The 25,291-nt window shown below is 72.7% G+C and carries 23 protein-coding genes and 1 pseudogene; 12 read left to right on the forward strand and 12 right to left on the reverse strand.

The annotated features are described in order from the left end of the window. Positions 1–16: 16 nt before the first annotated feature. The 3 genes from CCZ36_RS08055 to npdG form a co-directional block, all read right to left on the reverse strand. The gene (locus CCZ36_RS08055; RefSeq protein ID WP_176735263.1) at positions 17–1,117 is read right to left on the reverse strand and encodes an ABC transporter permease; all 1,101 of its coding nucleotides are present in this window, start codon (positions 1,115–1,117) and stop codon (positions 17–19) included. Between the two features lie 159 nt (positions 1,118–1,276). Then, positions 1,277–1,477 (reverse strand): hypothetical protein, encoded by a 201-nt coding sequence (locus CCZ36_RS08060; RefSeq protein ID WP_069737980.1) that lies wholly within the window; start codon positions 1,475–1,477, stop codon positions 1,277–1,279. Between the two features lie 142 nt (positions 1,478–1,619). Next, complete coding sequence (npdG, locus tag CCZ36_RS08065) at positions 1,620–2,333, reverse strand: NADPH-dependent F420 reductase (RefSeq protein ID WP_069737981.1); 714 nt, start codon at positions 2,331–2,333, stop codon at positions 1,620–1,622. A gap of 161 nt (positions 2,334–2,494) precedes the next feature. Here npdG and CCZ36_RS08070 point away from each other — a divergent pair, with 161 nt between their 5' ends. Both CCZ36_RS08070 and CCZ36_RS08075 read left to right on the forward strand, forming a co-directional pair. After that, positions 2,495–3,097 (forward strand): hypothetical protein, encoded by a 603-nt coding sequence (locus CCZ36_RS08070; RefSeq protein ID WP_128817328.1) that lies wholly within the window; start codon positions 2,495–2,497, stop codon positions 3,095–3,097. Positions 3,098–3,242: 145 nt separating this feature from the next. Continuing rightward, positions 3,243–4,502, forward strand: a complete 1,260-nt coding sequence (locus CCZ36_RS08075) for an MFS transporter (protein ID WP_079134139.1) — start codon at positions 3,243–3,245, stop codon at positions 4,500–4,502. Positions 4,503–4,566: 64 nt separating this feature from the next. Here CCZ36_RS08075 and CCZ36_RS08080 read toward each other — a convergent pair whose 3' ends face one another. Beyond that, complete coding sequence (locus tag CCZ36_RS08080; RefSeq protein WP_069737984.1) at positions 4,567–4,824, reverse strand: hypothetical protein; 258 nt, start codon at positions 4,822–4,824, stop codon at positions 4,567–4,569. A gap of 58 nt (positions 4,825–4,882) precedes the next feature. Between CCZ36_RS08080 and map the strand changes: the two genes are divergently transcribed. Further along, positions 4,883–5,740, forward strand: coding sequence for a type I methionyl aminopeptidase (gene map, locus CCZ36_RS08085; protein ID WP_069742754.1), 858 nt, complete (start codon positions 4,883–4,885; stop codon positions 5,738–5,740). Between the two features lie 206 nt (positions 5,741–5,946). Next, positions 5,947–6,612, forward strand: a complete 666-nt coding sequence (locus tag CCZ36_RS08090; RefSeq protein WP_128817330.1) for a biliverdin-producing heme oxygenase — start codon at positions 5,947–5,949, stop codon at positions 6,610–6,612. Between the two features lie 52 nt (positions 6,613–6,664). Here the strand turns inward: CCZ36_RS08090 and CCZ36_RS08095 are convergent, their stop codons facing one another. The 3 genes from CCZ36_RS08095 to CCZ36_RS08105 all read right to left on the reverse strand — a co-directional run bounded on the left by CCZ36_RS08095 (position 6,665) and on the right by CCZ36_RS08105 (position 10,694). After that, positions 6,665–7,339: a PhzF family phenazine biosynthesis protein gene (locus tag CCZ36_RS08095; RefSeq protein ID WP_069737987.1), complete on the reverse strand. Its 675-nt coding sequence runs from the start codon at positions 7,337–7,339 to the stop codon at positions 6,665–6,667. 116 nt (positions 7,340–7,455) lie between these two features. Then, a complete protein-coding gene (locus CCZ36_RS08100) occupies positions 7,456–9,135 on the reverse strand; it encodes an HtaA domain-containing protein (RefSeq protein ID WP_128817331.1) in 1,680 nt (559 codons plus the stop codon). A gap of 89 nt (positions 9,136–9,224) precedes the next feature. Beyond that, positions 9,225–10,694, reverse strand: coding sequence for an HtaA domain-containing protein (locus CCZ36_RS08105; RefSeq protein ID WP_128817333.1), 1,470 nt, complete (start codon positions 10,692–10,694; stop codon positions 9,225–9,227). Between the two features lie 143 nt (positions 10,695–10,837). Here CCZ36_RS08105 and CCZ36_RS08110 point away from each other — a divergent pair, with 143 nt between their 5' ends. From CCZ36_RS08110 to CCZ36_RS08125, 4 genes are all read left to right on the forward strand, one after another. After that, positions 10,838–11,914 (forward strand): heme/hemin ABC transporter substrate-binding protein, encoded by a 1,077-nt coding sequence (locus CCZ36_RS08110; protein WP_128817335.1) that lies wholly within the window; start codon positions 10,838–10,840, stop codon positions 11,912–11,914. Then, the gene (locus CCZ36_RS08115; protein ID WP_128817337.1) at positions 11,911–13,035 is read left to right on the forward strand and encodes a FecCD family ABC transporter permease; all 1,125 of its coding nucleotides are present in this window, start codon (positions 11,911–11,913) and stop codon (positions 13,033–13,035) included. The genes CCZ36_RS08110 and CCZ36_RS08115 overlap by 4 nt, the downstream gene beginning before the upstream one ends. Beyond that, positions 13,032–13,871, forward strand: coding sequence for a heme ABC transporter ATP-binding protein (locus CCZ36_RS08120; RefSeq protein ID WP_069740391.1), 840 nt, complete (start codon positions 13,032–13,034; stop codon positions 13,869–13,871). Before CCZ36_RS08115 ends, CCZ36_RS08120 begins: the two co-directional genes overlap by 4 nt. 138 nt (positions 13,872–14,009) lie before the next feature. Further along, positions 14,010–15,032: a hypothetical protein gene (locus CCZ36_RS08125; RefSeq protein WP_128817339.1), complete on the forward strand. Its 1,023-nt coding sequence runs from the start codon at positions 14,010–14,012 to the stop codon at positions 15,030–15,032. A 27-nt stretch (positions 15,033–15,059) separates the two neighbouring features. Here CCZ36_RS08125 and CCZ36_RS08130 read toward each other — a convergent pair whose 3' ends face one another. Further along, positions 15,060–15,806 (reverse strand): bifunctional DNA primase/polymerase, encoded by a 747-nt coding sequence (locus CCZ36_RS08130; protein WP_069740390.1) that lies wholly within the window; start codon positions 15,804–15,806, stop codon positions 15,060–15,062. A gap of 168 nt (positions 15,807–15,974) precedes the next feature. After that, the gene (locus CCZ36_RS08135; RefSeq protein WP_128817341.1) at positions 15,975–16,622 is read right to left on the reverse strand and encodes a TetR/AcrR family transcriptional regulator; all 648 of its coding nucleotides are present in this window, start codon (positions 16,620–16,622) and stop codon (positions 15,975–15,977) included. A 115-nt stretch (positions 16,623–16,737) separates the two neighbouring features. On the opposite strand from CCZ36_RS08135, the gene ddaH reads away from it, so the two are divergent. Continuing rightward, a complete protein-coding gene (ddaH, locus tag CCZ36_RS08140; RefSeq protein ID WP_370738595.1) occupies positions 16,738–17,655 on the forward strand; it encodes a dimethylargininase in 918 nt (305 codons plus the stop codon). Here ddaH and CCZ36_RS08145 read toward each other — a convergent pair. Next, a complete protein-coding gene (locus tag CCZ36_RS08145) occupies positions 17,652–18,659 on the reverse strand; it encodes a small ribosomal subunit Rsm22 family protein (RefSeq protein WP_128817342.1) in 1,008 nt (335 codons plus the stop codon). The two genes, ddaH and CCZ36_RS08145, sit on opposite strands and share 4 nt — an antisense overlap. A 227-nt stretch (positions 18,660–18,886) precedes the next feature. On the opposite strand from CCZ36_RS08145, the gene CCZ36_RS08150 reads away from it, so the two are divergent. Next, complete coding sequence (locus CCZ36_RS08150; protein ID WP_069740387.1) at positions 18,887–20,209, forward strand: hypothetical protein; 1,323 nt, start codon at positions 18,887–18,889, stop codon at positions 20,207–20,209. A 42-nt stretch (positions 20,210–20,251) separates the two neighbouring features. Here CCZ36_RS08150 and CCZ36_RS08155 read toward each other — a convergent pair whose 3' ends face one another. Next, a complete protein-coding gene (locus CCZ36_RS08155; RefSeq protein WP_069742744.1) occupies positions 20,252–21,568 on the reverse strand; it encodes a multidrug effflux MFS transporter in 1,317 nt (438 codons plus the stop codon). A gap of 89 nt (positions 21,569–21,657) precedes the next feature. Here CCZ36_RS08155 and CCZ36_RS08160 point away from each other — a divergent pair, with 89 nt between their 5' ends. Next, entirely contained in the window at positions 21,658–22,653 is a 996-nt protein-coding gene (locus CCZ36_RS08160; RefSeq protein WP_069740385.1) for a Gfo/Idh/MocA family protein, read from the forward strand. A 6-nt stretch (positions 22,654–22,659) separates the two neighbouring features. Here CCZ36_RS08160 and CCZ36_RS08165 read toward each other — a convergent pair. Continuing rightward, positions 22,660–24,326: pseudogene (locus CCZ36_RS08165) on the reverse strand (alkaline phosphatase D family protein). Between the two features lie 143 nt (positions 24,327–24,469). On the opposite strand from CCZ36_RS08165, the gene CCZ36_RS08170 reads away from it, so the two are divergent. Next, a complete protein-coding gene (locus CCZ36_RS08170; protein WP_128817344.1) occupies positions 24,470–25,279 on the forward strand; it encodes an SDR family oxidoreductase in 810 nt (269 codons plus the stop codon). Positions 25,280–25,291 lie beyond the last annotated feature (12 nt).

Consider the following 25,291-nt stretch of genomic DNA (forward strand, 5'->3'; position numbering starts at 1 on the left):
GGCCCGGGTCGCCGTGTCAGACCGCCGGGGCGGTGGGCCCGCCGGCCGGGGCGGTGGGGCGAGCGGCCCGGGACGCCCGCACGGCGGCGGCGAGAATCGCGACCACGACGCCGCCGAAGGCCCAGGCGCCGAGAATCCAGAGGGCGCCGGTGGTGGCGTTGCCGTCGAAGTAGACGGTGTTGCGCACCACGGTCGTCCCGGCCCCCGGCGGGAGCGCCTGACCGATCGCGCTCCAGAACGGCGGCAGCAGCGAGGACGGGTACACCCCGCCGGAGCTGGGGTTCCCCAGGATCGTGAAGATCAGGATGGTGAGGCCGAGGCCGATCGTGCCCGCCACCGACTGGAGGGCGACGCCCACCGCGCCGGAGGCGAACACCACGAGGGTGCCGATCCCGACGAGTTCCCAGAACGCGCCCGGCAGGCAGTCCAGCACCGGGCCCACGATGATCGCGCCGCCGATGCCCGAGACGAAGCCGTACGGCAGCATCGCCGCCAGCCGGACGAAGGTGCGGCGCAGGGTGGGCTTCTTCGAACCGGCCGCCATGTTCAGGGCCGAGGCCGCGAGATAGCCGCCGATGGTCCAGCTGAGGACGATGTAGAAGGAGGAAAGGCCCCGCGAGTCCCCGGCGGCGGGCGGCCGGATGTCTCGGACGACGATCGTCCGGTTCTCCGCCCGGGCGACCTCCTGAAGGATCTCGGTGGCCGCGGCGGTGGCCGAGGGCCCGCCCGCCGACGCCACGATCAGGGTGTCGGTGCGGCTCGCCGGATCCACCACGAGGGCGGCATCCGTACGGCGGTCGAGCAGCCGCGCGCGTGCCTCGGCGCGGTCCTGGACGGCCGTGACCCGAAGCGGGTCGCCGGGCAGCGCGTCGAGGCGGGCCACCAGATCCCGCTCCACGGCGGGCGGGGCGACCAGGGTGATCGGTACCCGGTGCGGCTCGGGTGCGTGGAAGGCGCCCATGTAGGAGAGGGCGAAGCCCAGTTGCAGCAGGAGCACCCCGAGCATGACAAGAGCGGCCCGGGTCGAGACGGCGTCCCGCACTTCCTCCCAGAATCCCTGGGTACGGTCCCCCGCCTGCACGGTCGACCCCGAAACGTCGTCCCTCGCGTCTGCCACACGGCCTCCCTCGTCCGGTTCCGCCACGTCCGTGGCAGGGCCGTCACATGCTCGGCCCCCGGCGGCGCCGGCCGGCCGGGGCACGCCCGGGGAGAGGCGGGCTCGACCTGATTGGCGGAAGCGGGAGCGGGGAGCGGTGGAGCGGGGAGCGAGGTGGGATCAGCCCGCGTCGGAGGCGGTCGCGGTGGTGGTGGCGGTGGCCAGGCGGTGCCTGCGTACGTAGAACCAGGTCATGTTGGACGAGAGACCCGCGATGAGCACCCAGACGATCCCGAGCAGGCTGCCCTGGACGAAGGAGACCACGGCTGCCACGACGGCGAGGACGCAGACGACGAGGGCGTAGAGGGCGATGCGGGGCATGGGGATCGGCTCCTGTCGGGAACGGGTCGCGCTCCCTGCCGGGAACGGTCGCGGTCCCGTCCAGTGTCCCCCATGCCCCGTTGTGCCCCGTCCCGGGGAGCGCCCGGCCCCGTTGCCGAAGCGCCCGCCGGGGCCGGTCCGGTCAGACGTCGGTGGTGCGCAGTCCGGCGTGGGCCTTGTAGCGGCGGTTGACCGAGATCAGGTTGGCGACCAGCGACTCGACCTGGTGGGCGTTGCGCAGCCGGCCGGCGAAGATGCCCCGCATTCCGGGGATCCGGCCTGCCAGCGCCTGGACGAGGTCGGTGTCGGCGCGCGCCTCGCCCAGGACCAGCACATCGGTGTCGATCTCCTCGATGGACTCGTCCTGGAGCAGCACGGCCGAGAGGTGGTGGAAGGCGGCGGTGACCCGGGAGTCCGGCAGCAGGGCCGCGGCCTGTTCGGCGGCGCTGCCCTCCTCGGGCTTGAGGGCGTAGGCGCCCTTCTTGTCGAAGCCGAGCGGGTTGACGCAGTCGATGACGAGCTTGCCCGCGAGCTCCTCGCGCAGGGACTGGAGCGTCTCGGCGTGGCCGTCCCACGGCACGGCGACGATCACGATGTCGCTGCGCCGGGCGCATTCCGCGTTGTCCGCGCCCTCGACGCCGAAGCCCAGCTCGGCCGCCGCCTGCTCGGCGCGGGCCGCGTCCCGGGAGCCGAGGGTGACCTTCTGTCCGGCTCGGGCGAGCCGGTAGGCCAGGCCACGGCCCTGCGGTCCGGTTCCGCCGAGCACACCGACGCTCAGGCCGGATACGTCGGGGAGGTCCCAGGGGTCCTTGGCGGGGGGCTTGGGCGCGCTGCCGCTGCTGTCCTGTGTAGTCATGGGCCGACCCTACTGCCAGGTAGAAGCGAGGGGAGCGGCCCGTGGGAATGCGCCCGTACCGGTTCGGCCCGCCGGTGCCGTTCCGCGCTCCGTCCTCCGTTCGGGTGAGGGGCGGGCGACCGGGGCGGGCGGGGCGGCGGGCCGGGGCAGGATGCCGGGCCATGGATGCCGTACGCGTCGCCCTGCTCCGCGATGTGCTGGCCGGGACCCGGTGGCCGCAGGACGCCCGCCGGTTCGCGCTGGCCCTGCGCGCCTCCGTCGTCCCGCGCGGCGGCGGCCTGCTGCTGGCGGGGACCGAGGCGTACGAGCCGTGGCATCTGGCGGCCCATCTCTCCGACGAGTCCGCCTGGTCGGGGCTGCCGGAGCTGACGCCCACCCTCGTCCGGCACCGGGTGGCGGCGGGCGACCCGGAGCACCTGGCGGTCGGGCTCGGCCGGATCGCGGCGGCGGGGCGGGGCGAGACGGTGCTGCTGGTCGCACCGGAGCGGCCGGGCGAAGGCCTGCTGGAGCGGGTGCACGACGCCCGGCGGGCCGGGGCACGGGTGCTCACCCTGGACGGCGGGGACCCCGAGGTCGGCGGCCTGGCGCACGAGTCGCTGGTGGTCGCCGGGGACGACGCCGTGGACCTCGACATCGTGCAGCACCTGGTGAGCGCCGCCGCAGGGGAGAACGGGAGGCCTCCGGCGGGCGGCCGGCGCACGTTCCGGGACCGGCTCGCCCTGCTGGCCGACCGGCTGACCCAGCCACCGCCGGCCCGCTGGTAGCCGGACCGGGCCCACCGCAGGGGTGCGGGCGGAAAACCCGCTTGCCCGCCCCACCCCGTTGTCCGGATCATGGCCCTTCGTGACCTCAGCGCCTCCCCCGCCCCCGGCCTCCCCCTCGTCCCCACCGCCGCCACGGCCGGGGCGGTTGCGTGCCCTGCTGCCCGATCTCTCGCCGTGGCGTTCCTCGCCGGATTTCCGGCTGCTGTGGGTGCAGGGCCTGATCACGTACTTCGGCAGCTTCATGGCGCTCATCGCGCTGCCGCTCCAGATCAAGGACCTCACGGGCTCCCCGCTCGCGGTCGGGGCGATGGGCGCGGTGGAGCTGGTGCCGCTGGTGGTCTTCGGGCTGTACGGCGGGGCGCTCGCGGACTCGGTGGACCGCCGCCGGGTCATCCTGCTGACCGAGGCCGGGCTCGGGGTGCTCGCCGCGATCCTGCTGGTGAACGCCCTGCTTCCGGAGCCGCTGCTGTGGCCGCTGTACGTGGTGGCCGGCGGGGTCTCCGCGCTCGCCGGGCTCCAGCGGCCGGCGCTGGACTCCCTGATGGCCCGGATCGTGCCGCACGCCCAGCAGACGGCGGCCGCCGCGCTGAACTCGCTGCGCTGGCAGATCGGAGCGATCGCGGGCCCGGCGCTGGCCGGTCTGGTGGTGGCGTACGCCGGTCACGGCACGGCGTACGCGGTGACGGTGTGCACGTTCGCCGCCTCCGTCGTGCTCTGTCTGCGGCTCGCCCCCGCGCCGCCCGCCGAGGAGGCGGCGAAGCCGTCGCTGCGCGGGATCGTCGAGGGGGCTCGGTACGCGTGGAGCCGGCCGGTGCTGCTGGGGACGTACGCGATCGATCTGGCGGCGATGTTCTTCGCCTTCCCGAACACGATCTTCCCGTTCCTGGCGGACGAGCTGGACGCGGAGTGGTCGCTGGGGCTGATGTACGCGGCGGGCTCGGTCGGCTCGCTGGTGCTGGGGCTGACCAGCGGCTGGACGGGCCGGGTCCGCAGGCACGGGCTGTTCGTGGTGTTCGGGGCGGCGGCGTGGGGGCTGGCGATCGCGGCGGCGGGCTGGTTCTCCAGCGTGTGGGTGGTGCTGATCTGCCTGGCCGTGGCGGGGGCGGGCGACATGCTGAGCGGGCTGGGGCGCGCGACGATCTGGAACCAGACCATCCCGGAGGAGCTGCGGGGGCGGCTGGCCGGCATCGAGGTGTTGTCGTACAGCGTCGGCCCGCAGCTGGGTCAGGTGCGGGCCGGGGCGATGGCCGGCTGGACCGGGACCCGGTCGGCGATCTGGACGGGCGGGGTGGCGTGCGTGGCGTCGGTGGCGCTGTTGACCGCCGCGTTGCCGAAGTTGGTGCGGTACGACTCGGAGACGGATGAGGACGCGGTGCGGAGGCGGGAGGCCCGGCTGGAGGGGTGACCCGGTTCCGGGGCTCCGCCCCGCGCCCCGCTCCTCGAACGCCGGAGGGGCCGAGAGGACGTCCTCAATCGCCGGACGGGTTCGGGTTGCCGCCGGGCGGGTTTGAAGGGCCCTTCTCCTCGTCGTGCCATTTCGGGTCCGTGTCCCACTCGAGGTTGCGGTCGCGCGCGGTGTCCATCGCGTGCTGGGCCGCCTCGCGGGAGGTGTAGGGGCCGAAACGGTTCAGCGCCGGGCACTCCGGGCCTTCCTCGACCTTCTTGTGCTTCAGGCAGTAGTACCACTCGCCCGGTTTGCCGACCGTGCGCTTCTTGAACAGGGCCATCGACGGCTCCTTTCCTTACCGCCATGGTGCCCCGACGCCGCTGGTTAGACTCGCTGGCATGTCTGGCCAGTCGCTTCTCGTACCAGGGGAGATCACTCCCGTCCGTTCCGTACCCGGAAACATCCGGCGCCCCGAGTACGTGGGGAAGCCGGCTCCGACGCCGTACACCGGCCCGGAGGTCCAGGACGCCGACACCATCGAGCGGATGCGCGTCGCGGGCCGTATCGCCGCGCAGGCGATGGAGGAGGCCGCCAAGCACATCGCCCCGGGCGTGACCACGGACGAGCTGGACCGGGTCGCCCACGAGTTCATGATCGACCACGGCGCGTACCCCTCCACCCTCGGCTACCGGGGCTTCCCGAAGTCGCTGTGCAGCTCGCTCAACGAGGTCATCTGCCACGGCATCCCCGACTCCACCGTGCTGCGCGACGGGGACATCGTGAACCTCGACGTCACCGCGTACATCAACGGGGTGCACGGCGACAACAACGCCACCTACCTCTGCGGTGACGTGGACGAGGAGTCCCGGCTGCTCGTCGAGCGGACCCGGGAATCGCTGAACCGGGCCATCAAGGCGGTCAAGCCGGGGCGGCAGATCAACGTCATCGGCCGGGTCATCGAGTCGTACGCCAAGCGGTTCGGCTACGGAGTCGTCCGCGACTTCACCGGCCACGGGATCAACACCTCGTTCCACTCCGGCCTGATCATCCCGCACTACGACAGCCCGCACGCCACCACCGTGATGCAGCCGGGCATGACGTTCACCATCGAGCCGATGCTGACGCTGGGCACCCACGAGTACGACATGTGGGAGGACGGCTGGACCGTGGTGACGAAGGACCGGAAGCGGACGGCCCAGTTCGAGCACACGCTGGTCGTCACGGAGACCGGAGCGGAGATCCTCACCCTTCCGTAATCACCCCGAACTGTCCGATATCGGGCCCTCCGCCCTTTCCTGGCGTTTTTTTTTACCGACAAGCAGTCGGGAACCAGTTGACTTAGGTAAACCTAAGTAGGAGGATCGGCGTATCGGCACGCGCCGCCGCACCGTCGCGGCGGCCGCCTGCCGGTATCTCCGTCTCTCTCTGGACTCTCCCTCCCCTCGGTCCCCGGAGGCCCGCCTTGGACGCAACCGCCACCGTCACTCCCTTCTCGACGCTCATCCGCACCGCGTCGCACGAGCAGCACACCGAGGCCGAGACCTCGACCTTCATGAGTGACCTGCTCGGCGGGCGGCTGGGAGTGGACGCGTACACGCGCTACACCGAGCAGCTGTGGTTCGTGTACCGGGCGCTGGAGGAGGGCGCGGAGGCCCTGCGCGAGGACCCGGTCGCCGGTCCGTTCATACAGCCCGAGCTGATGCGCTCCGCCGAGCTGGAGCGCGACCTGGCGCATCTGCGCGGTGCCGACTGGCGCGAGGGGCTCGAACCGCTGCCCGCCACCGCGGCGTACGCCGCCCGGGTCGCGGAGTGCGCGCGCACCTGGCCCGCCGGTTACGTCGCCCACCACTACACGCGCTACCTGGGCGACCTGTCGGGCGGTCAGATCATCCGCGACAAGGCGGAGAAGACCTGGGGCTTCGAGCGCAAGGGCGACGGCGTCCGGTTCTACGTCTTCGAGCAGATCACCAACCCGGCCGCCTTCAAGCGGGGTTACCGCGAGCTGCTGGACGGCGTGAACGCGGACGACCTGGAGAAGCAGCGCATCATCGAGGAGTGCAAGCGCGCCTTCGCGCTGAACACCGCGGTCTTCCGCGAGCTGGGCGAGGTCTTCCCGCTCAGCGCGTAGCAGCCGTCGTACGGCGCGCGGTGACCGTCGTACGGTCTTCCGCCGCCCGGGTTCAGCCCCGGGCGGCCATCAGGACGCGGCCCCCGACCTCCACCGTGCCGTCCGGCGCGGGTGCGGTGAGGATCTGGGAGCCGCGTCCTTGCGTGATGTTCAGGGCCCGGCCGAGCTGGGCGCTCAGCAGCATGGCCGCGGCCCCCGTCGCCTCGTCCTCGACGATTCCCTCCCCGCCCCGCCTCGGGAAGGCCCGCGCGCGCACCCGTCCGGCCGCCTCGTCCTCCCAGGCCCAGGCGTAGAGCCAGCCCTCGCCGGGCGGCGGTCCCGGCAGCGCCTCGACCTCGGCGGCGCTCGCGTACTGCTGGAGCGTGCGCGGCGGGGCCCATTCGGGGCGGGCGGTGATCCAGGTGAACTCGCCGTCCTGGCGCGCGAAAACGTCCCCGACGGCCAGTTCCAGGATCTCCAGGTCCAGCAGCCAGGCCGCGCCCACGAGCGGGTGTCCGGCGAACGGCAGCCGGAGCCCCGGGGTGTGGATGTCCACCCGGCCGCGCTCCGGGTCGTCGACGAACACGGTCTCGCTGAAGCCCAGTTGACAGGTCAGCCGCTGCCGGGATGCCTCGTCGGGGTGGCCGCTTCCGTCGCGTACGACGCCGAGGGCGTTGCCGTACCGGCCGTCGGGTCCGCAGAACACCCGCAGAACGTCGATGCCCCGGGGTACGTCGTAGTCGTTCACCAGGGCATTCAAGCACTGCCGGGCGCGGGGGCGGGAAGGGAGCCCGGTACGGCGGCGGGGCCGGTGCGGCGAGCGGGTGTGCTCGCCGGACCGGCCCCGGGGGATGTGCGAGTGGATCAGGCGGTGGTGTCGCGGCGGCGGCGCGCCGCGATCACGACTCCGGCACCGGCCGCCACGACGACGCCGGAGCCGGCGATCAGGGCGCCGGTCGGGACGTCGGAGCCGGTGGAGGCGAGGGCGCCGGAGCCGCCGACCGAACCGCCGGTGGAGCCGCCGCCGACCGTGCCGCCGCCAGTGGTCGAACCGCCCGCGGTGGAGCCTGAACCGCCGGTGGAGCCCGCACCGCCGGTGGAGCCCGCACCGCCGGTGGAGCCGGAGCCGCCGGTGGCATCACCCGGGAGCTGGGCGTCCTCGTCGATGGAGACCGCGACGTTCAGCGCGTCGAGCGCCTCGCCCTTCTTGTAGAAGCCGCCGAACGCCTTGGCGCCGTCGGCGGTGAGCGTCGCCGGAATGTCCGTGAGGTTCACGATGCCGCCCTTGGCGGCGAGCGCGCCGGCGGGCACCTTCAGGTCGGCCAGGGACAGGGCGGTGAACTTGCTGACCTTGCCGCTCTTCTCGTCCTTGGAGGAGACGTCGGCGAGGAGCGTGCCGGAGGTGCCCTCGACGTCGACCTTCAGGTTGCTGAGGGACAGGTCGAGGAGGTACCCGCCCCGGGTCTCGTGGCCGAGGAAGCGCACTTTGCCCTGGAACGCGGCGTCGAGGGTGTTCTTGTCGGCGTCGAGGAGACCGGTGGCCTTGGTGAACCGGTAGCTGTCGCCGTTGGCGGACGCGCCGTCGCTCGTCACGATCTTGCCGTGCGCGATGTTGCCGACGACGTACTTGCGGAATGCCTCCCTGACGCCCCAGTTGAGGATGCCGTCGACGACCGGGCCGCTGACGGGCTCGGCGGTCCCGGAGGCGGTGGGGGTCGGGTCGGCGCTCGGGTCCTTGGTCGGGTCCGGGTCCTTGGTGGGGTCGGTGGTCGGGTCCGGGTCCTTGGTGGGGTCCGTGGTGGGGTCCGGGTCCTTCGACGGGTCCGGGTCCTTCGTCGGGTCCGGGTCCTTGGTCGGGTCCGGGTCCTTCGTCGGGTCGTCCGACGGGGACGGGCTCGGTGCCGCGGTCTTGAGCGACAGCGTCGCCGGGTCGAGTTCGGCGCCTTCCGCGTAGAAGCCGGCGAAGGCTTCCGAGCCCTCGGCGGTCAGCTTGGCCGGAATGTTGGTGAAGACCGTCTCGCCGTTCGCGCCGCGACCACGCTCGGCGCCGGTGATGTCGAGGGCGGCGATGGGGGCGTCGTCCTGGGAGACGACGGTGCCGTCCGTCTTCTTGCTCGTGAAGTCGGCGGTGATCGTGCCGGTCTCCCGGCCCGTGCCGACCTTGATGTCGCTCAGCTTGACGTCGAGCACGCCGTGGTGGCCCTCGAACCGGACGCCGCCCTTGACCGCGGTGTTGGAGGCGTGCGTCCCGAGGTCGTACGAGCCCTTGCCGTCGACGAAGGTGAACACGCCGTTGCCGTCGGCCTGCCGGGCACCGTCGGACACGGTGATCTTGCCCTGGGCGATCGGGCTGACGATGTACTTGCGGAAGGACTCCTTGATGCCCCAGTCCAGGGTGCCGTCCACGATCTCGAACTTCGGGGCGGCGGGGGCGGCGGCCGGGGAGCCGGCGGCGAGGGCCGGGAGGGCGAAGGCGGTGGCGCCGAGGGCGGCGGCCGTGGCGACGGCCGCGGCCAGGGCTATGGGGCGGCGGGTTGCTGCCATGTCGGTGTGTCTCCTAAGGGGACCGGGGGCGGAAGAGAAACGTGGGGGGAGGGGGTGAGGATCCATAAGGCACGCGAGGGGTACCGGGTTCAGGAAGCCTGGGGGGAGTCGGGGGCCGCGGAGGCGTCGGCGGCCTCGGGGGCCGGCTGCGCGGACCGGCGGCGCAGGAGGAGGAACGCCGCCACGGCTCCGAGAAGGAGCAGCGCGCCGCCGCCGACGGCCGCCCAGGTGCCGGCGCCCGGGCCGGAGCCGGAGGAGGCGGCCGCCGGTGCGGCGGAGGGCTCCTCGGCGGCCTTCCTCGTGGGCTCGGCGGCCGCGGTCGGCTCGCTGCCGAGGTCGGGCAGCGCGGGCAGCCGGGCGTTCTCATCGACGGCCACGGCGAGCGAGACCGGGTCCATCGCGGTGCCCGCCCGGTACATGGAGCCGAACGCCCTGGAGCCTTCGGCGGTGAGAGTGGCGGGGGCTTCGGTCAGGGCGGCGAGGCCGTCCTTGGGCGCGAAGTCCTCGGCCTCGAAGGTGACGATCGGGACGTCCTCGGCGGTCTTGCCGCCGCTGGTGACGTCGGCCGAGAGGGTGCCCTCACCCTTGGCGACGACGACGGTGACGGCGGCGAACCCCAGGTCGAGGCCGTGGGCGCCGGTGAAGCGGATGCTGCCGCCGAACTCCGCGTCCAGCGTCTCCTTCTTCGCGTCGTACGTTCCCTGGCCCTGCGGGAAGCGGAAGAGGGCCCCGCCGTCCTCGGCGCCGTCGGCGAGCGTCCACTTGCCCTGGCCGATGGAGCCGGTGACGTACTCGCGGAAGGTGCGGCGCACGCCCCAGTCGACGGCGGCGTCCTCGAAGCAGCCCGCCTTCTCCTTGCCCCGCTTCTCCGCCTTGCCCTTCCTCTCGCCCTCGTCCTTCTTGTTGTCGGGGGCGGAGGGCTTCGGATCGGCGGCGCCCCTGGTGTCGACGGAGAGGCTGATCGGGTCGAGCGGGGTGCCCTCGGTGTAGTAGCCGGCGAAGGCGGAGGCGCCCTCGGAGGTCAGCGTGGTGGGAACGCCGGTGAGGGCGATGGGGGTGGAACCGCCCTTCATGTCGATCCCGCCGAGGCCGAGCCTGGCCAGGGGCACCTGGGAACGGCTGGAGACCTTGCCGGTCCCCCGCTCCTTGCTGACCATGTCCGCGTGGAGCATGCCGCTGCCGCCGCTGATGCGGATCGTGGGGCGGCTGATCGTGAGGTCCAGCTCATGGCCGCCGTCGGCCTTCTCGTGGCCGGTGAAGTGCACGCCGCCCAAGAAGCCGGCGGTGAACGCCCCGGAATCCGGGTCGTAGAAGCCGGTTGCCGAGTGGAAGCGGAACTGGCTGCCGCCGACCGTGGCCGCGCCACCGGTCAGGGTCCAACGCCCTTTCGCGATGGGCCCGGTGACATAGCTCTGGAAGGACGCCTTGATGCCCCAGTCCAGCCGTCCGCCCTGCACCGTGCGGCTTGCCGCTTGCGCGGTGGCGGCGGGGAGCAGGGCTCCCAGCAGGACCGCGAGGAGCGCGACGGCGAGCGCGCGGGTGGATCTGGGCGACGGCATGAGGGACCCTCCGAGGACTGGATAGGTAGGTAAGGCTAACCTAAGCTACTCCCAGGCTGTGCCGGAACCCCTCCGCCACCTCCACCCTCTCCACGCACCCGAACTACCCACCGCACGCAGCAGAACGACAGGACGGTGCCTCAGTGCGCATCTCGCAGGACTTCGCCCCGACGGGCCCGGACGCCGCGATGACGGCCCGCCGTCGCCCGGCCCGGGGCAGGGCTGCCGCCGTGCTCACCGCCGCCGTCGCCCTCGCCCTGGTGCTGACCGGCTGCGGCGGCGATGCGGCGCCGGAGCCCGTGTCCGCCAAGAGCTCCGCCGACGCGGACCGGGTCGAGCCGCTGGCCGGTACGCCCGCGCCGAAACTGCCGGTGACGGTCGACTCGGCGGACGGCAAGAAGGTCACGATCGACTCCACCGACCGGATCGTGCCGCTGACGGGGTCGCTCAGCGAGATCGTCTTCACCCTCGGCTTCGGCAAACAGGTCGTCGCCCGGGACATCACGGCCACCTTCGAACAGGCTGAGAAGCTGCCGGTGGTGACCCGGGCCCACGACGTCTCGGCGGAGAGCGTGCTCTCCCTGAAGCCGACGATCGTGCTGGCCGACACCACCACGGGACCGTCCGAGGCCATCGACCAGATCCGGGACGCGGGCACCCCGCTGCTCGTCGTCGAGCCCGCCAAGGGGCTGTCCGACGTGGGCCGCCGCATCGACACCGTCGCCGAGGCCCTCGGCGTACCGTCGGCCGGTACGGAGCTGAAGGAGCGCACGGAGAAGCGGATCGCCGACGTCCAGAAGTCCATCCCGGACCGCGCCGACGGCAAGAAGCCCCGGGTCGCCTTCCTCTATCTGCGCGGTTCGGCCTCGGTCTATCTGCTCGGCGGCGCGGAGTCCGGGGCGAGTTCGCTGCTGGAGGCGGCGGGCGCGGTCGACGCCGGGAAGGAATCGGGGCTGGACAAGGACTTCACCGCCATCACCAGCGAGGCGCTCGCCAAGGCCGCCCCGGACGCGATCCTGTTGATGACCAAGGGGTTCGAGTCGGTCGGCGGCATGGACGGCCTGGTGAAGATCCCGGGGATCGCGGAGACCCCGGCCGGCATGGACCGCCGGGTCGTCACGGTCGACGACGGCGTGCTGCTGAACTACGGCCCGCGCACCGACCGGGTGCTCACCGAGATCGTCGAGCAGCTGTACGCGAAGGGCGGAAAGGGACAGTGACCACCTCGTACGAGGAACGCACCGGCCCCGTGGAGAAGCCTTCGGACGGACCGGCGAAGGGCGCCGCGCCCGAGGCCCCCGGCGTCAAGTCCCCGCGCGGCCAGGCGTATCTGCTCACCGTGGGGCTCTCCCTCGCCCTGCTCGCCGGCTGTCTGCTGTCGGCGGCGATCGGCGCGTACAGCATCCCGCTCGGGGACGTCCTGTCCTCCGTGCAGCACCGGATCGGGCTCGGCGGGCAGGCGTTGGACCGGGTCGGCGAGAGCGTCCTGTGGAACGTGCGGCTCCCCCGGGTCGCCCTCGCGGTGCTCGTCGGCGCGTCGCTCGGCTGCGCGGGCGCCCTGATGCAGGGCGTGTTCGGCAACCCGCTCGCCGAACCCGGCGTGATCGGGATCTCGGCGGGCGCGGCCGTCGGCGCGGTCGCCTCGATCGCGCTCGGCCTGACCTTCTTCGGCAACTGGACCATCACCGTCTTCGCGTTCGTCGCGGGGCTGGCCACCGTGCTGCTCGTCTACGCGCTGTCGCGCTCCGGCGGCCGGACCGAGGTGGTGACGCTCATCCTCACCGGTATCGCCGTCAACGCCTTCGCGGGCGCGCTGATCGGTCTGTTCATCTTCTTCGCGGACAACGCGCAGATCACCCAGATCACCTTCTGGCAGCTCGGTTCGCTCTCCCAGGCGACCTGGCCCAAGGTACTGGCCGTGCTGCCGTGCGCGCTGGCCGGGCTGCTCATCGCCCCGTTCCACTCGCGCAAGCTGGACCTGCTGGCGCTGGGCGAACGGCCCGCCCGGCACCTGGGTGTGGACGTGGAGCGGTTGCGGATCGTGCTGGTCCTGGTGGTGGCGCTGCTGACGGCCGCCGCGGTCGCCGTGGCCGGGATCATCTCCTTCGTCGGGCTGCTCGTCCCGCATCTGCTGCGGATGGCGAACGGCCCCGGTCACCGCTTCCTCGTCCCGGGCAGCGCGCTCGGCGGTGCCCTGATGCTGGTGGCGGGCGACCTCGCGGCCCGCACCGTGGCGGCCCCCGCCGAACTGCCGCTCGGGGTGCTGACCGCGCTCTTCGGCAGCCCGTTCTTCTTCTGGCTGCTGCGCAGGACCCGTCGTAAGCAAGGTGGTTGGGCATGAGGACGCTGAGAGATCTGTTCGCGGTGCGCACTCGGGAGCTGCCCTCGCCCGTCGCACCCGGCTCCCCCGCCGTGGAGGCCGCCGGGCTCTCGGTCCGCCTCGGGCAGCGGCAGGTGCTGGACTCCGTCGACCTGACCGCGCACCGCGGTGAGGTGGTCGCCCTGGTCGGGCCGAACGGGGCCGGCAAGTCGACGCTGCTGGCCGCGCTCGCCGCCGATCTGGCCCCCGGTAGCGGTGAGGTGCGGATCGACGGCCGCCCGGCCACCGCGTGGTCCGCGCCCGAACTGGCGCTGCGCCGCTCGGTGCTGCCGCAGGCCGCCGTGCTGTCCTTCCCGTTCCCGGTGGAGGACGTCGTACGGATGGGGCGCGCGCCCTGGGCCGGTACGGAGCGGGAGGGCGAGGACGACGAGGCGGTGGCCGCGGCGATGGCGGCGACCGAGGTGACCCGGTTCGCGGGCCGCCCGTTCTCGGCGCTGTCGGGCGGGGAGAAGGCGCGGGTGGCGCTGGCCCGGGTGCTGGCCCAGCGGGCCCCGCTGATGCTGCTCGACGAGCCGACCGCCGCCCTCGACCTGCGCCACCAGGAGCTGGTGCTGCGGATCTGCCGGGAGCGGGCCGCCGCCGGGGACGCGGTGGTCGTCGTCCTGCACGATCTGGGGCTCGCCGCCGCCTACGCAGATCGGGCGGCCGTCCTGCACGACGGGCGGATCGCGGAACTGGGCCCGCCCGAGGCGGTGTTCAGCGGCGAGCTGCTCGGCGAGGTCTACCGGCAGCCGGTGGAGGTCTTCCCCCACCCGCGTACGGGCACACCGCTGATCGTGCCGGTACGTCAGAACTGAGGCGGGTCCAGGGCTTGTCCGGCCGGCAGGTCACGGTGTGGACGCTGTATCCGGTCCGTGCCCGCACGCCCGTCGTGGCCCCGGTAGGGTTTCGACGGTCAGTGCGGGCGACGGATGCGGAAGGCGCAGAAGCAGCGGATGACGAGACACCCTGGGCTGGGCCGGCTGACGGCGGGGCTCGCGACGGCGACGGTGCTGTGCCTGACGGCGACCGGCTGTGTGACGGTGCACGGGGAGCTGGAAGTGCTGCCCGGGGCGAAGAAGTCCGAGGCCGCCCGGGCGCTCGAGGACTTCACCGCCGCCTACAACGCGGCGGACAAGGCGTTCGATCCGGCGCTGGACGCGGACCGGGTGACGGGCTCGCTCGGCGCGATCAACCAGGCCGGGCTGAAGGCCCGCCAGACGTACAACCCCGACGGCAACAAGGCGCACAAGCCGTTGGTGCTGGACGACGCGACGTACGTCATCCCCAAGAAGGCGGGCTGGCCGCGCTGGTTCCTCGCGGACACCGACTCCAACCGGGACCAGGACGGCGGGAAGCTGGACACCCGCTGGCTGGTGGTGTTCGTGCGGACGGGCCCCGACGCGCTCTGGAAGGCGGCCTACCTCGGAGTGCTCCCGGCCTCCCAGGTGCCGGAGTTCGCCCTCGACGGGGACGGGCTCGCCACCCCGGTGAAGCCGCAGGACGAGGAGCTGGCCGTGGCGCCCGCGGATCTGAGCGCCTCGTACACCGGCTATCTGCAGAACGGCACCCCGGACGTGTTCACCCCGTCCACCTCGACCTCCGGCTGGCGCGAGACGCGCCGCACCACACGGCGGGCGGGGTTCTCGTACCAGTACATCGACCAGCCGCTGACGGGCAGCACGTTCGCGCCGCTGGGGCTGCGCACCGAGGACGGCGGGGCGCTGGTCTTCTTCACCAGCAAGCACTTCGAACGGCAGGTGGCCGCGAAGGGGCTGCGGCCCGAGGTCAATCCGGATGTGAAGGCGCTGCTCACCGGCGAGGTGAACAGCACCCTCACCAAGGAGCGGATCTCCAGTCAGCTGGTGCACGTGCCGCCGCGGGCCACGGGTGCGGGTGCCGGTGCGGACGCGGGCTCCGGCGGCAAGGTGCGGATGCTGAACCGGCTGCCGGGCCTGATCGCGGCGAAGGGCGAATAGCGCCTCCGCGTGCCTCGGTGCCTCGGCTCAGCGGCTCAGCGGCCAGGCGATCGCGTCGTGGTCCAGCTCGCTCTGCTCGGCGCTGCCCGCGTACCGCGCGCAGGCCTCGGTGAGCGTCTCCAGCAGGGTCAGCGGGTCGGGCAGCTCGTGCTCGGGCCCGCGCACCCAGTGGACGTCCAGCTCACCGGGGAGCCGGGCGGGCGGCAGGAGGACATAGCTGCCCCGGCAGTGCCAGCGCAGCCCTGGGTGGGCGTCCATCGTCTCGGGGTGGCAGTCCAGCTCGCAGGGCCACCACTCGTCCTCGTCCTCGGGGGTGCCGCGGGTGGCGGTGAAGAAGAGCATCCGGTCCTCGCCGGACTCGGCGACCGGACCGACGTCGATGCCCGCGTCGAGAAGACGCTCCAGGGCGCTGCGGCCGGCGGTGAGCGGGACGTCCAGCACGTCGTGGATCATGCCGGTCGCGGTGATGAAGTTGGCCTGCGGCTGACCGGCGGCCCAGCGCTCGATCTGGGCCCGGTCGGTGGTCGACTGCGTCTGCCAGGCGAAGGAGACGGGGTGCCGGGCGGGGGTGGGACAGCCGATGCGTTCGCACGAACATCGGTATCCGATGGGGTGGGCGGCGGGCGCGATCGGCATGCCCGCGTCGGCGACCGCCAGGAGCAGCGCCACCCGGGCCGACTCGTCGGTGTCGGCCCCCGATGATTTGGGACGTCGCCGGAGCCACTGGGAGATCCTGCTCTCTGTGCCGCGGAAACGGCCGGAATCGGCGCCCATCTATCCCCTCACCTCAGCAGTTCACCTCAGCGTTGTCTGTCCATGGTCGCACCATCCTGCGCTTCGGGTGGCCAGAGTTCACCAGCGGGGCCGTGCACCACTGCACCGAGTGAGCACCATCACGCCCGATCTCGTCATATTTCGGATACGACGGGAGGGGGTCGGGAGTCATGTCCGCGGAGCGAGCCCGCCCACCGCGTAGTCGACGATCTCGTCGGCGTACGCGTGGGTGAGCGGCAGGGTCCGGAGCAACCAGCGGTGCATCAGCGGGCCGATGAGCAGCTCCAGGGCGATCCGGGGATCGACGTCGGCGCGTACGTCCCCGGCCTCCTGGGCGGCCCGCAGCCGTGTGACGTACAACGCGAGCTGCGGGTCGAGCAGCTTGTGGACGAATTCGGCGCCGAGCTTCGCGTCCACGATGCCCTCGGCGGTCAGCGCGCGGGTGGGGGCCTCCAGCGCCGGGTCGTTCAGCTCGTCGACGGTGGCCCGCAGGACGAGCTTGAGGTCGGCGACCAGGTCACCGGTGTCGGGGATGCCCGGGGCGGTCTCGCCGGACCGCGCTTCCCCGCCGGCCCCGGCCCCGGCCTCCTCGGCGGCCCGGCCCGCCAGGTCCAGGAAGGCGTCCATCAGCACGGCGGCCTTGGAGGGCCACCAGCGGTAGATGGTCTGCTTGCCCACCCCGGCGCGGGCGGCGATACCCTCGATCGTCGTACGCCCGTATCCCACCTCCGTGACGAGGGCGAGGGCGGCGTCATGGATGGCGCGGCGGGAGCGGTCGCTGCGTCGGCTGGAGTCGGGTGCCTTGGTGGGTGCCATGCGGCCAATCTACCCCGGACGAACCGATACGTATCGTCTTGGAATGTCCCCGGTGGTGCTCCCGAGCGGCGTTCCTTGTGGTGGCTTCCGCGATGTCCGGTGAACCACCCGTCGAATCGCTGCGGATCCGGCGCGCACAGCGCACCATGGGCTCACGCACAGACCGTGCGCATCCCACCGTTCCGCGGCTCCGGCCGCCGATCGCGAGGAGCCGGATGTGAACCGTGACGCCACCCCTCGTCGCTACCTGATGTGCGCTCCGACGCACTTCCGGGTCACCTACTCCATCAACCCGTGGATGGACCCGTCCAAACCCGTCGACCTGCCGCTGGCCCAGACCCAGTGGGAGGATCTGCGCGACCGCTACCGGAGCCTCGGCCACACCGTCGAGCTGCTCACCCCCCGCCCCGACCTGCCCGACATGGTCTTCGCCGCCAACGGGGCCACGGTGATCGGCGGCCGGGTGCTCGGCGCGCTGTTCGCGTACCGGGAGCGGTTCGAGGAGGCCGGGGCCCACCGGGACTGGTTCCGGGAGAACGGCTTCGCCGAGGTCCATGAGCCGGAGCACGTCAACGAGGGCGAGGGGGACTTCGCCGTCACCGCCTCCTACCTGCTGGCCGGGCGCGGTTTCCGCTCCAGCCCGCTCTCGCACATGGAGGCCCAGGAGTTCTTCGGGGCGCCGGTCATCGGCCTCGATCTGGTGGACCCGCGCTACTACCACCTGGACACCGCGCTCTGTGTGCTGGACGCGGCGGCCGACGAGATCATGTACTACCCGGACGCGTTCTCCGCGGGCAGCCGGGCGGTGCTGCGCCGGCTGTTCCCGGACGCGCTGCTGGCCGAGGAGGCGGACGCGGCGGCGTTCGGGCTCAACTCGGTCAGCGACGGACGCCACGTGCTGCTGCCGCAGGGCGCGACCGGGCTGCTCGATCCCCTGCGGGACCGGGGCTACGAGCCGATCCCGATGGACCTGGGCGAACTGCTCAAGGGCGGCGGCAGCGTGAAGTGCTGTACGCAGGAGCTGCGCGGCTAATCTTCGGCTCCTTCGGTGCCTTCCGGCGGCCAGGGATCGCCCCAGGCGACGTCCCTGGCCGCCCGGTACAGCTCGCCGTGGCGCTTGCTCACCGTGGCGCGGGCCGGCCCCTCGTCCCGGGTGCACAGCTCCAACTGGACCAGGCCCTTGCGGATCTGCGGTTTCCGGGTGATCCGGGCGGGCGCCGGGGCGGCGGGGAAGCGGGTGCCGACGACGTAACTGAACTTCTCGTCCTCGTGGCTCAGCGAGCCGCCCTTGACCTGCCGGTGCAGCGAGGAGCGGCTGACCCGGGCCGAGAAGTGGCACCAGTCGGTGCCGGGCGCGATCGGGCAGGCGTCGCTGTGCGGGCAGGGGGCCGCGATCCGCAGCCCGGCGGCGGTCAGCCGGTCGCGGGCCTCGATGATCCGGGCGTAGCCGTCGGGGGTGCCGGGCTCGACGATCACCACGGCCTGCCCGGCCTCGGCGGCCGCGTCGACCAGCTCGGTCCTGGCGGCGGCCGGAAGTTCCTTGAGGACGTAGCTGACGGTGATCAGGTCGGCCGGGGCGAGCTCCAGGGCCGCCCCGATCCGGGCCCGCTCCCAGCGCGCGGCGCGGAGCGACGGCACACCGGATGCCTCGGCCAGTTCCCGGCCGAGCGCGAGGGCCGGTTCGGCCCAGTCCAGGACGGTGGTGGCCGGACCCTCCCAGGCCCCGGCGACCGCCCAGCTCGCGGCTCCCGTGCCGCCGCCGATGTCGGTGTGGGTGGCGGGGACCCAGTCGGGCGCGGCCTCGACCAGGGCGTCGAGGGCGGACCGTACGGCTTCGAAGGTGGCGGGCATCCGGTACGCGGCGTACGCGACGACGTCGGAGCGGTCCCGCAGGATCGGGGCGTTCGTCGGGGTCTCCCCGCGGTAGCTGGCGATCAGCCGGTCGACGGCCTGCGCGGCCTGCTTGGGCGGCAGCCCGTCGAGCAGCCCGGCCAGCGCCGCGCGCAGGGACTGTGCGGTGGGGAGAGTGACGTTCACCGGCGAATTGTAGGCGGAGGCGGCCCGCCAGCCCCATTCCGCTTCGCCGTCGCCGGAGGGGGTACGCGGGGACGTACGCGAGCGGGACGGGGCCGGGCGGGCCCGCACCCGGGGTCCACGTAACCGGTACGGAACAGGAATCCGGCGAACTCCACGCGCCCTGAGGCCTGTTGCTACGCTGACCCGCGCGTGACGGCACCAGATCAAGATGGTCCAGCGGGGGAGCCATGAGGCAGAAGATCGTGCGGCTGACGCTGGTCGGCGGGGTGGTCTTTCTCGCCCTGCTCCTGCTGCTGGCCACCTGCGGCGGCGATCCCGAGGGCAGGAAGAAGGACGACGGCGCAGCCACCGCCACGGCGAAGCCGGTGCTGCCGAGCGCGGGCCCGGTGACCCGGCTGACCGTTCCGCCCCAGTACGCGACGGACCGGGGGTGGGAGATCATCGGCGCCTCCCCCGATGTCGCCGTCTCCCACTCGACGGGTCTGCTGGCCTATCTGGAGCGGTCCCAGGGGAACCGCTACCGCCTGCGCACGGTCGACACGGCCACCGGCGAACTGGGCTGGCGCGGTCAGGCCTGGCGCCCGCCGGACCCGCTGCACTACCCGAAGCTCGCCACAGTGGCCAAGGGCGACCGGCAGTACTTCGTGACCTGGTCGTACGGGAAGGTCGGCGACGGTCTTTCGCCGGAGGAGACCTTCCTCGCCCTGGATCTGTACGACGTGACGAACGGGAACCGGCAGCGTGTCGAGGTGCCGTGGTCCGGGGCCCCGAAGGTGACCACGACCGGCCCGGGCATCGTGATCAGCGACGCCAAGGCGAACACCACCCTGGTGGACCCGGTCACCGGCGAGGTGTCCGAGCTGGGCGCGGACAAGCTCGGGTATCCCAAGGGCTGCCCGGCCTGCCAGCAGCTGACCGAGGTGCACGGGCGGACCGCCGACGGCCTGCTGGTGGGCGGGGCGCGGGAGTTCTGGGTGCGCGGTGGCTGGTTCAGCCGGAACGTCGCGCCCCAGGGCACCGAGAAGGACAGCGGGGTGGTGACGTCGATGACCCCGGACCACGTACTGGCGAAGTGGCAGCCCGCGAAGAAGACCAAGCGGGCGGCGACCCATGAGCTGTGGGCGGTGCACGACGCGGCGACCGGGAAGGTGCTCACCTCGGTGGAGTGCCACAAGCCGGCCATAAAGCCGGGGCGCTACCCGCAGGCGGTCCTCTCCCCCTCGGGCGACTACCTGATCGCCGGGAACCTGGCCTTCGACCTGGAGGCCAAGCAGGGCCGTTGCTTCGAGGACGAGGGCGGTACCGCGCATCTGACGCTGGCCACGGTGACGGACGACGGCATCGCGTACGGGGCCGAGAACGCGCGCGACGCCTCCGAGGCGCTGTCCGGCGGCGGGCTCCCGGTCACGATGGACTTCGCGACCTGGAGCACCGAGCGGCTGTCGCGCAACGCCCGGCTGCCGGGTACGGAGACGACGGGGGTCGGGGTGTTCCGCTGGACCGACCGGCAGGACCGTACGCATCTGATCGGCTATCCGCGCACGGGCTGAATCCCCACCGGCCGGGCTCTCCTCGGGCGGCTCCTCGGCGGCTCAGAGGCCGTCGGCCTCGCGTCCCGCGCGCTGCCAGGGGCGGCACAGGAGCAGGAAGCAGGCCACCGCCGCGACCGCGCAGCTCACCTGCACGACGGCCATCGGGACGGCCGTGTCCTCCCCCGCGATGCCGACCAGCGGGGAGGCGACGGCCCCGATGAGGAACGAGGTGGTGCCGAGCAGGGCGGAGGCGGAGCCCGCCGCGTGCTTGGTCCGCATGAGGGCCTGGGCGTTGGTGTTCGGCATCGCGAGGCCCATCGCCGACATCAGCACGAACAGCCCGGCGGCGACCGGGACGAGGCCGACCTCGCCGAAGACGCCGGTCGTCATGAGGAGCAGCGCGACGGCGGCCAGCACGATCACGGCGAGGCCGAGGCCGAGCACCTTGTCGAGGCGGAACCGGCCCACGAGGAGCTTGCCGTTGATCTGCCCGACGACGATCAGGCCGATGGAGTTGAGCCCGAAGAGCAGGCTGAAGGTCTGCGGCGAGGCCCCGTAGATCTCCTGCACGACGAACGGGGAGGCGGAGATGTACGCGAACAGGACGGCGAAGGCGAGCCCGCCCGCGACCATGTAGCCGGTGAAGACCCGGTCGGCGAGCAGCCCGCGCATGGTGCGCAGGGCGTCGGTGACCCCGCCGGTGTGACGGGCGGCGGGCGGCAGCGTCTCGTGCAGCCACTTCCACACCACGAAGGTGAGCACGATGCCGACGGCGGTCAGCACGACGAAGATGCCCCGCCAGTCGGTGACCCGTAGGACCTGCCCGCCGATCAGCGGCGCGACGATCGGGGCGGCGCCGGAGATCAGCATCAGGGTGGAGAAGAAGCGGGCCATCTCCACGCCGTCGTAGAGGTCGCGCACCACGGCCCGCGCGATGACGATCCCGGCCGCGCCCGCGAGCCCCTGGAGGAGGCGGAAGCCGATGAGGAGTCCGGCGGTGGGGGCCAGGGCGCAGACAGCGGTGGCGAGGACGTACACGACCATGCCGAGGAGCAGCGGTGTGCGGCGCCCCCAGCGGTCGCTCATCGGTCCGACGACGAGCTGGCCGAGCGCCATTCCGGCCAGGCACGCGGTCAGCGTGAGCTGGACGGTGGCGGCGGGTGCGCTCAGGGAGTCGGTGACGGCGGGGAGCGCCGGGAGGTACATGTCCATCGACAGCGGCGGCAGGGCGGTGAGCCCGCCGAGGACCAGGGTGACCAGGAGTCCGGTGCGCCGGGCGGCCTTCGCCGCCGGGGCGGGAAGGCCGGGGGTCTCGGGGCCGGTCCCGGAGGAGGGTATGTGCTCTTGCTGGGCCCGGCCGACGCCGCTCTCCGGCATTCTCATCTCCACATCGTTGAATCCGCATCTATGCTCTCAGCTCGACCGGAGTGGTCGATACCTTTTTCGGGTGGGCTGAGGTGGCGGACATGGGTGACAGGGTGCGCTGGGGCGTTCTGGCGACGGGCGGCATAGCCGCGACTTTCACGGCGGACGTACAGGGGCTGCCGGACGCCGAGGTGGTGGCCGTCGCCTCGCGTACGGAGGCCTCGGCGCGGGCCTTCGCCGACCGGCACGGGATCGCCCGGGCCTACGGGAGCTGGGCGGAGCTGGTGGCCGACGACACGGTGGACGTGGTCTACGTGGCCACCCCGCACTCGGCGCACCACGCGGCGGCCTCGCTCGCGCTGAAGGCCGGAAAGCATGTGCTGTGCGAGAAGGCGTTCACGCTCAACAGCCGGGAGGCGAAGGAGCTGGTCGCGCTCGCCCGGGAACGCGGCCTGTTCCTGATGGAGGCCATGTGGACCTACCTCAACCCGGTGGTCCGCCGGCTGACCGAGCTGGTCCGGGACGGGGCGATCGGCGAGATCCGTACCGTCCAGGCGGACTTCGGCTTCGCGGGCGACGTCGCCCCGGGCCACCGGCTGCGCGACCCGGCCCTCGGCGGCGGGGCCCTGCTGGACCTCGGGGTCTACCCGGTCTCCTTCGCCCACCTGCTGCTGGGCGAGCCGGACCGGATCCAGGCCGACGCGCTGCTCTCCCCCGAGGGCGTGGACCTGAACACGGGCATGCTGCTCGGCTGGGACTCCGGTGCGACCGCGCTGCTGTCCTGCTCGATCGTCGGCCACCATCCGACGGCGGCCACCGTGATCGGCACGCGGGGCCGGATCGACCTCCCGCGCGACTTCTTCCACCCGGACCACTTCGTACTGCGGCGGGCGGGTGCGGAGCCGGAGACGATCACGTCGGGGCCGGGCCCGCAGGGGCTGTCCGGCATGCAGTACGAGGCGGTCGAGGTGGCACGCGCGGTGCGGGCGGGCGAGGTCGAGTCCGCGCTCGTCCCGCTGGAGGGCTCGCTGGCGGTGATGCGGACGCTCGACGCGGTACGGGACCGCATCGGCGTCCGCTACCCGGCGGATCTCTGAGCCCTGTTATGCGGGAGTGAGCCCAGGGTTCCCCGCCTCCGTGACGAACGAGGCAGCGGTGGTGACGGGCGCGCCGGGGGTCGTGACGGCCGCGACCGTACGGAAGTCGGCGCGGGCCTCCCCCGTGCCGAGGGTGACGAGCGCGTAGCCGCGCCGCCCGTTGTAGTGCTTGAGGTGCGGGTTGGCGCGGGTCTGGTTCTCCCAGTTGGCGGGCCGGTCCGCGCCGTTCTTGCCGCTGGCGATGGAGGTGGTGACGATCTCCGTGCCGACGGTGCGCGACGCGGGGTCGTCGAAGTCCTTCTTCAGGTCGAAGGCGTAGGAGACGTGGACGTCGCCGGTGAGGACCATGAGGTTGTCCACCCCGGCGGCCTCGGCCCCGGCCAGGACCCGCTGCCGGGAGGCGGGGTAGCCGTCCCAGGAGTCCATGGAGAGCTTGTAGGCGTCGGCGGGCACATCGCGCCGCCGGGCGAAGGTGACCTGCTGCGGGACGACGTTCCAGGTGGCGTTCGAGGCCCGCCAGCCGTCGATCAGCCAGCGTTCCTGGGTGGCCCCGGTCATGGTGCGCGCCGGGTCCTCGGACTCCGGGCCGGGAGTGCGCCAGCCGTCGCCGTACGCCTGGTCGCTGCGGTACTGGCGGGTGTCGAGGATGTCGAACTGGGCGAGCCGGCCGAAGCGGAGGCGGCGGTAGAGCGTCATGTCGGGTCCGGTGGGGCGCTGCGGGGTGCGCAGCGGCTGGTTCTCCCAGTACGCGCGGTACGCGGCGGCCCGGCGGAGCAGGAACTCCTCGGGGGTCACGTCGTTCTCGGGGATCTCGCCGGCGTAGTTGTTCTCGGTCTCGTGGTCGTCCCAGGTGACGACGAAGGGGTGGGCGGCGTGGGCGGCGCGCAGGTCCGGGTCGGACTTGTAGAGGGCGTAGCGCAGCCGGTAGTCCTCCAGCGTCGTCGTCTCGCGGTTGAAGAGGTCCGGGAGGCGGCGGTCGGTGTAGTTGCGGGCCCCGCCGGTGGCGTTGACGGCGTACTCGTAGAGGTAGTCGCCGAGGTGGAAGACGACGTCGACGTCCTCGGCCGCGAGGTGGCGGTGGGCGGTGAAGTACCCGTCGTGGTACGCCTGGCAGGAGACGGCGGCCAGGGTGAGGGAGCTGTTACGGGCGCCGGGGGGGGGGCGGTGCGGGTGCGGCCTACCGGGCTGGTCCAGCTGCCGGTGCGGAAGCGGTAGTGGTAGACGCGGCCGGAGTCGAGGCCCTGGACCTCGGCGCGGACGCTGTGGCCGAACTCGGGATGGGCGGTGACCGATCCGCGCCGCTCGATACGGCGGAAGCGCTCGTCCCGGGCGACCTCCCAGCGCACCTCGATGCGGCCGCGCGGCAGTCCGCCGCCCGGTTCGAAGGGGCGGGGCGCGAGTTTGGTCCAGATCAGGACGGACGTGGGGTGCGGATCACCGGAGGCGACGCCGAGGGTGAAGGGGTCCTCGGCGATCCGGCGGGCGTCGGCCTCGGCGGCGCTCGCCGTGCCGGCGGCGGGCAGGTTGACCGCGAAGGCGAGCGCGGCGGCGGCCCCGGTGGCGGTCAGGAAGCGCCGGCGACCCACCCCCGGTTCCAGTAAGCGGGCGGCGGCGCGGAGTTCGATGGCTCGGGTGGTCTGATCGGGCGTCATGATGGTCGGTGCGGCTGTCATATGCCCTCCTCGGCCCGGATGCTGTCGGGCTTCATGGCAGCGGGAGGGGACGACTCACCGTTGTCACGTGCACAACATCCGCATGGCGGGTCGATGAGCACCGCGTGCCCTGTGCACGGATCTGTCCCGTACGCTGCCGGGCCATGAACACAGAGCAGACAGCGCGGGCAGGGGCGACCGAACGGACCGGGGACGCCGGGCAGGCCGGCCGGAAGGTCGCCGTCGTCACGGGGGCGGGGTCGGGGATCGGGCGGGCCGTCGCGCTCGCCCTCGCGAGCGGGGGCTGGTCGCTCGCGCTCGCGGGCCGGCGGGCCGAGCCGCTGGCGGAGACGGCGGCCGCCGCCGGGGACACCGAGGCGCTGTGCGTCACCACGGACGTGACGGACGCCGACGAGGTGGCCGCGCTCTTCGCCGCCGTACGGGAGCGGTTCGGCCGGCTGGACCTGCTGTTCAACAACGCGGGCACGTTCGGCCCCGGTGGCGTACCGCTGGAGGACCTGGCCGTCGCGGACTGGCGGGCGGTCGTCGAGGTGAACCTGACGGGCGCGTTCCTGTGCGCGCAGGCGGCGTACCGGTTGATGAAGGAGCAGGACCCGCAGGGCGGCCGGATCATCAACAACGGCTCGATCTCCGCCCACGCACCGCGCCCTCACTCGATCGCGTACACGGCGACCAAGCACGCGATCACCGGGCTGACGAAGTCGCTGTCGCTGGACGGCCGCCCCCACCGGATCGCCTGCGGCCAGATCGACATCGGCAACGCGGCGACGGAGATGACCGAGCGGATGCGGACCGGGATCCTCCAGGCCAACGGGGAGCTGGCGGTGGAGCCGGTGATGGCGGCGGCGGACGTGGCACGGACGGTGCTGCACATGGCGGAGCTGCCGCTGGAGGCGAACGTCCAGTTCGCGACGGTCATGGCGACGAACATGCCGTACGTCGGACGGGGCTGAGCCCGGGCGGGG

The organism is Streptomyces sp. S063, from assembly GCF_002832675.1.
Classification (GTDB): domain Bacteria; phylum Actinomycetota; class Actinomycetes; order Streptomycetales; family Streptomycetaceae; genus Streptomyces; species Streptomyces sindenensis.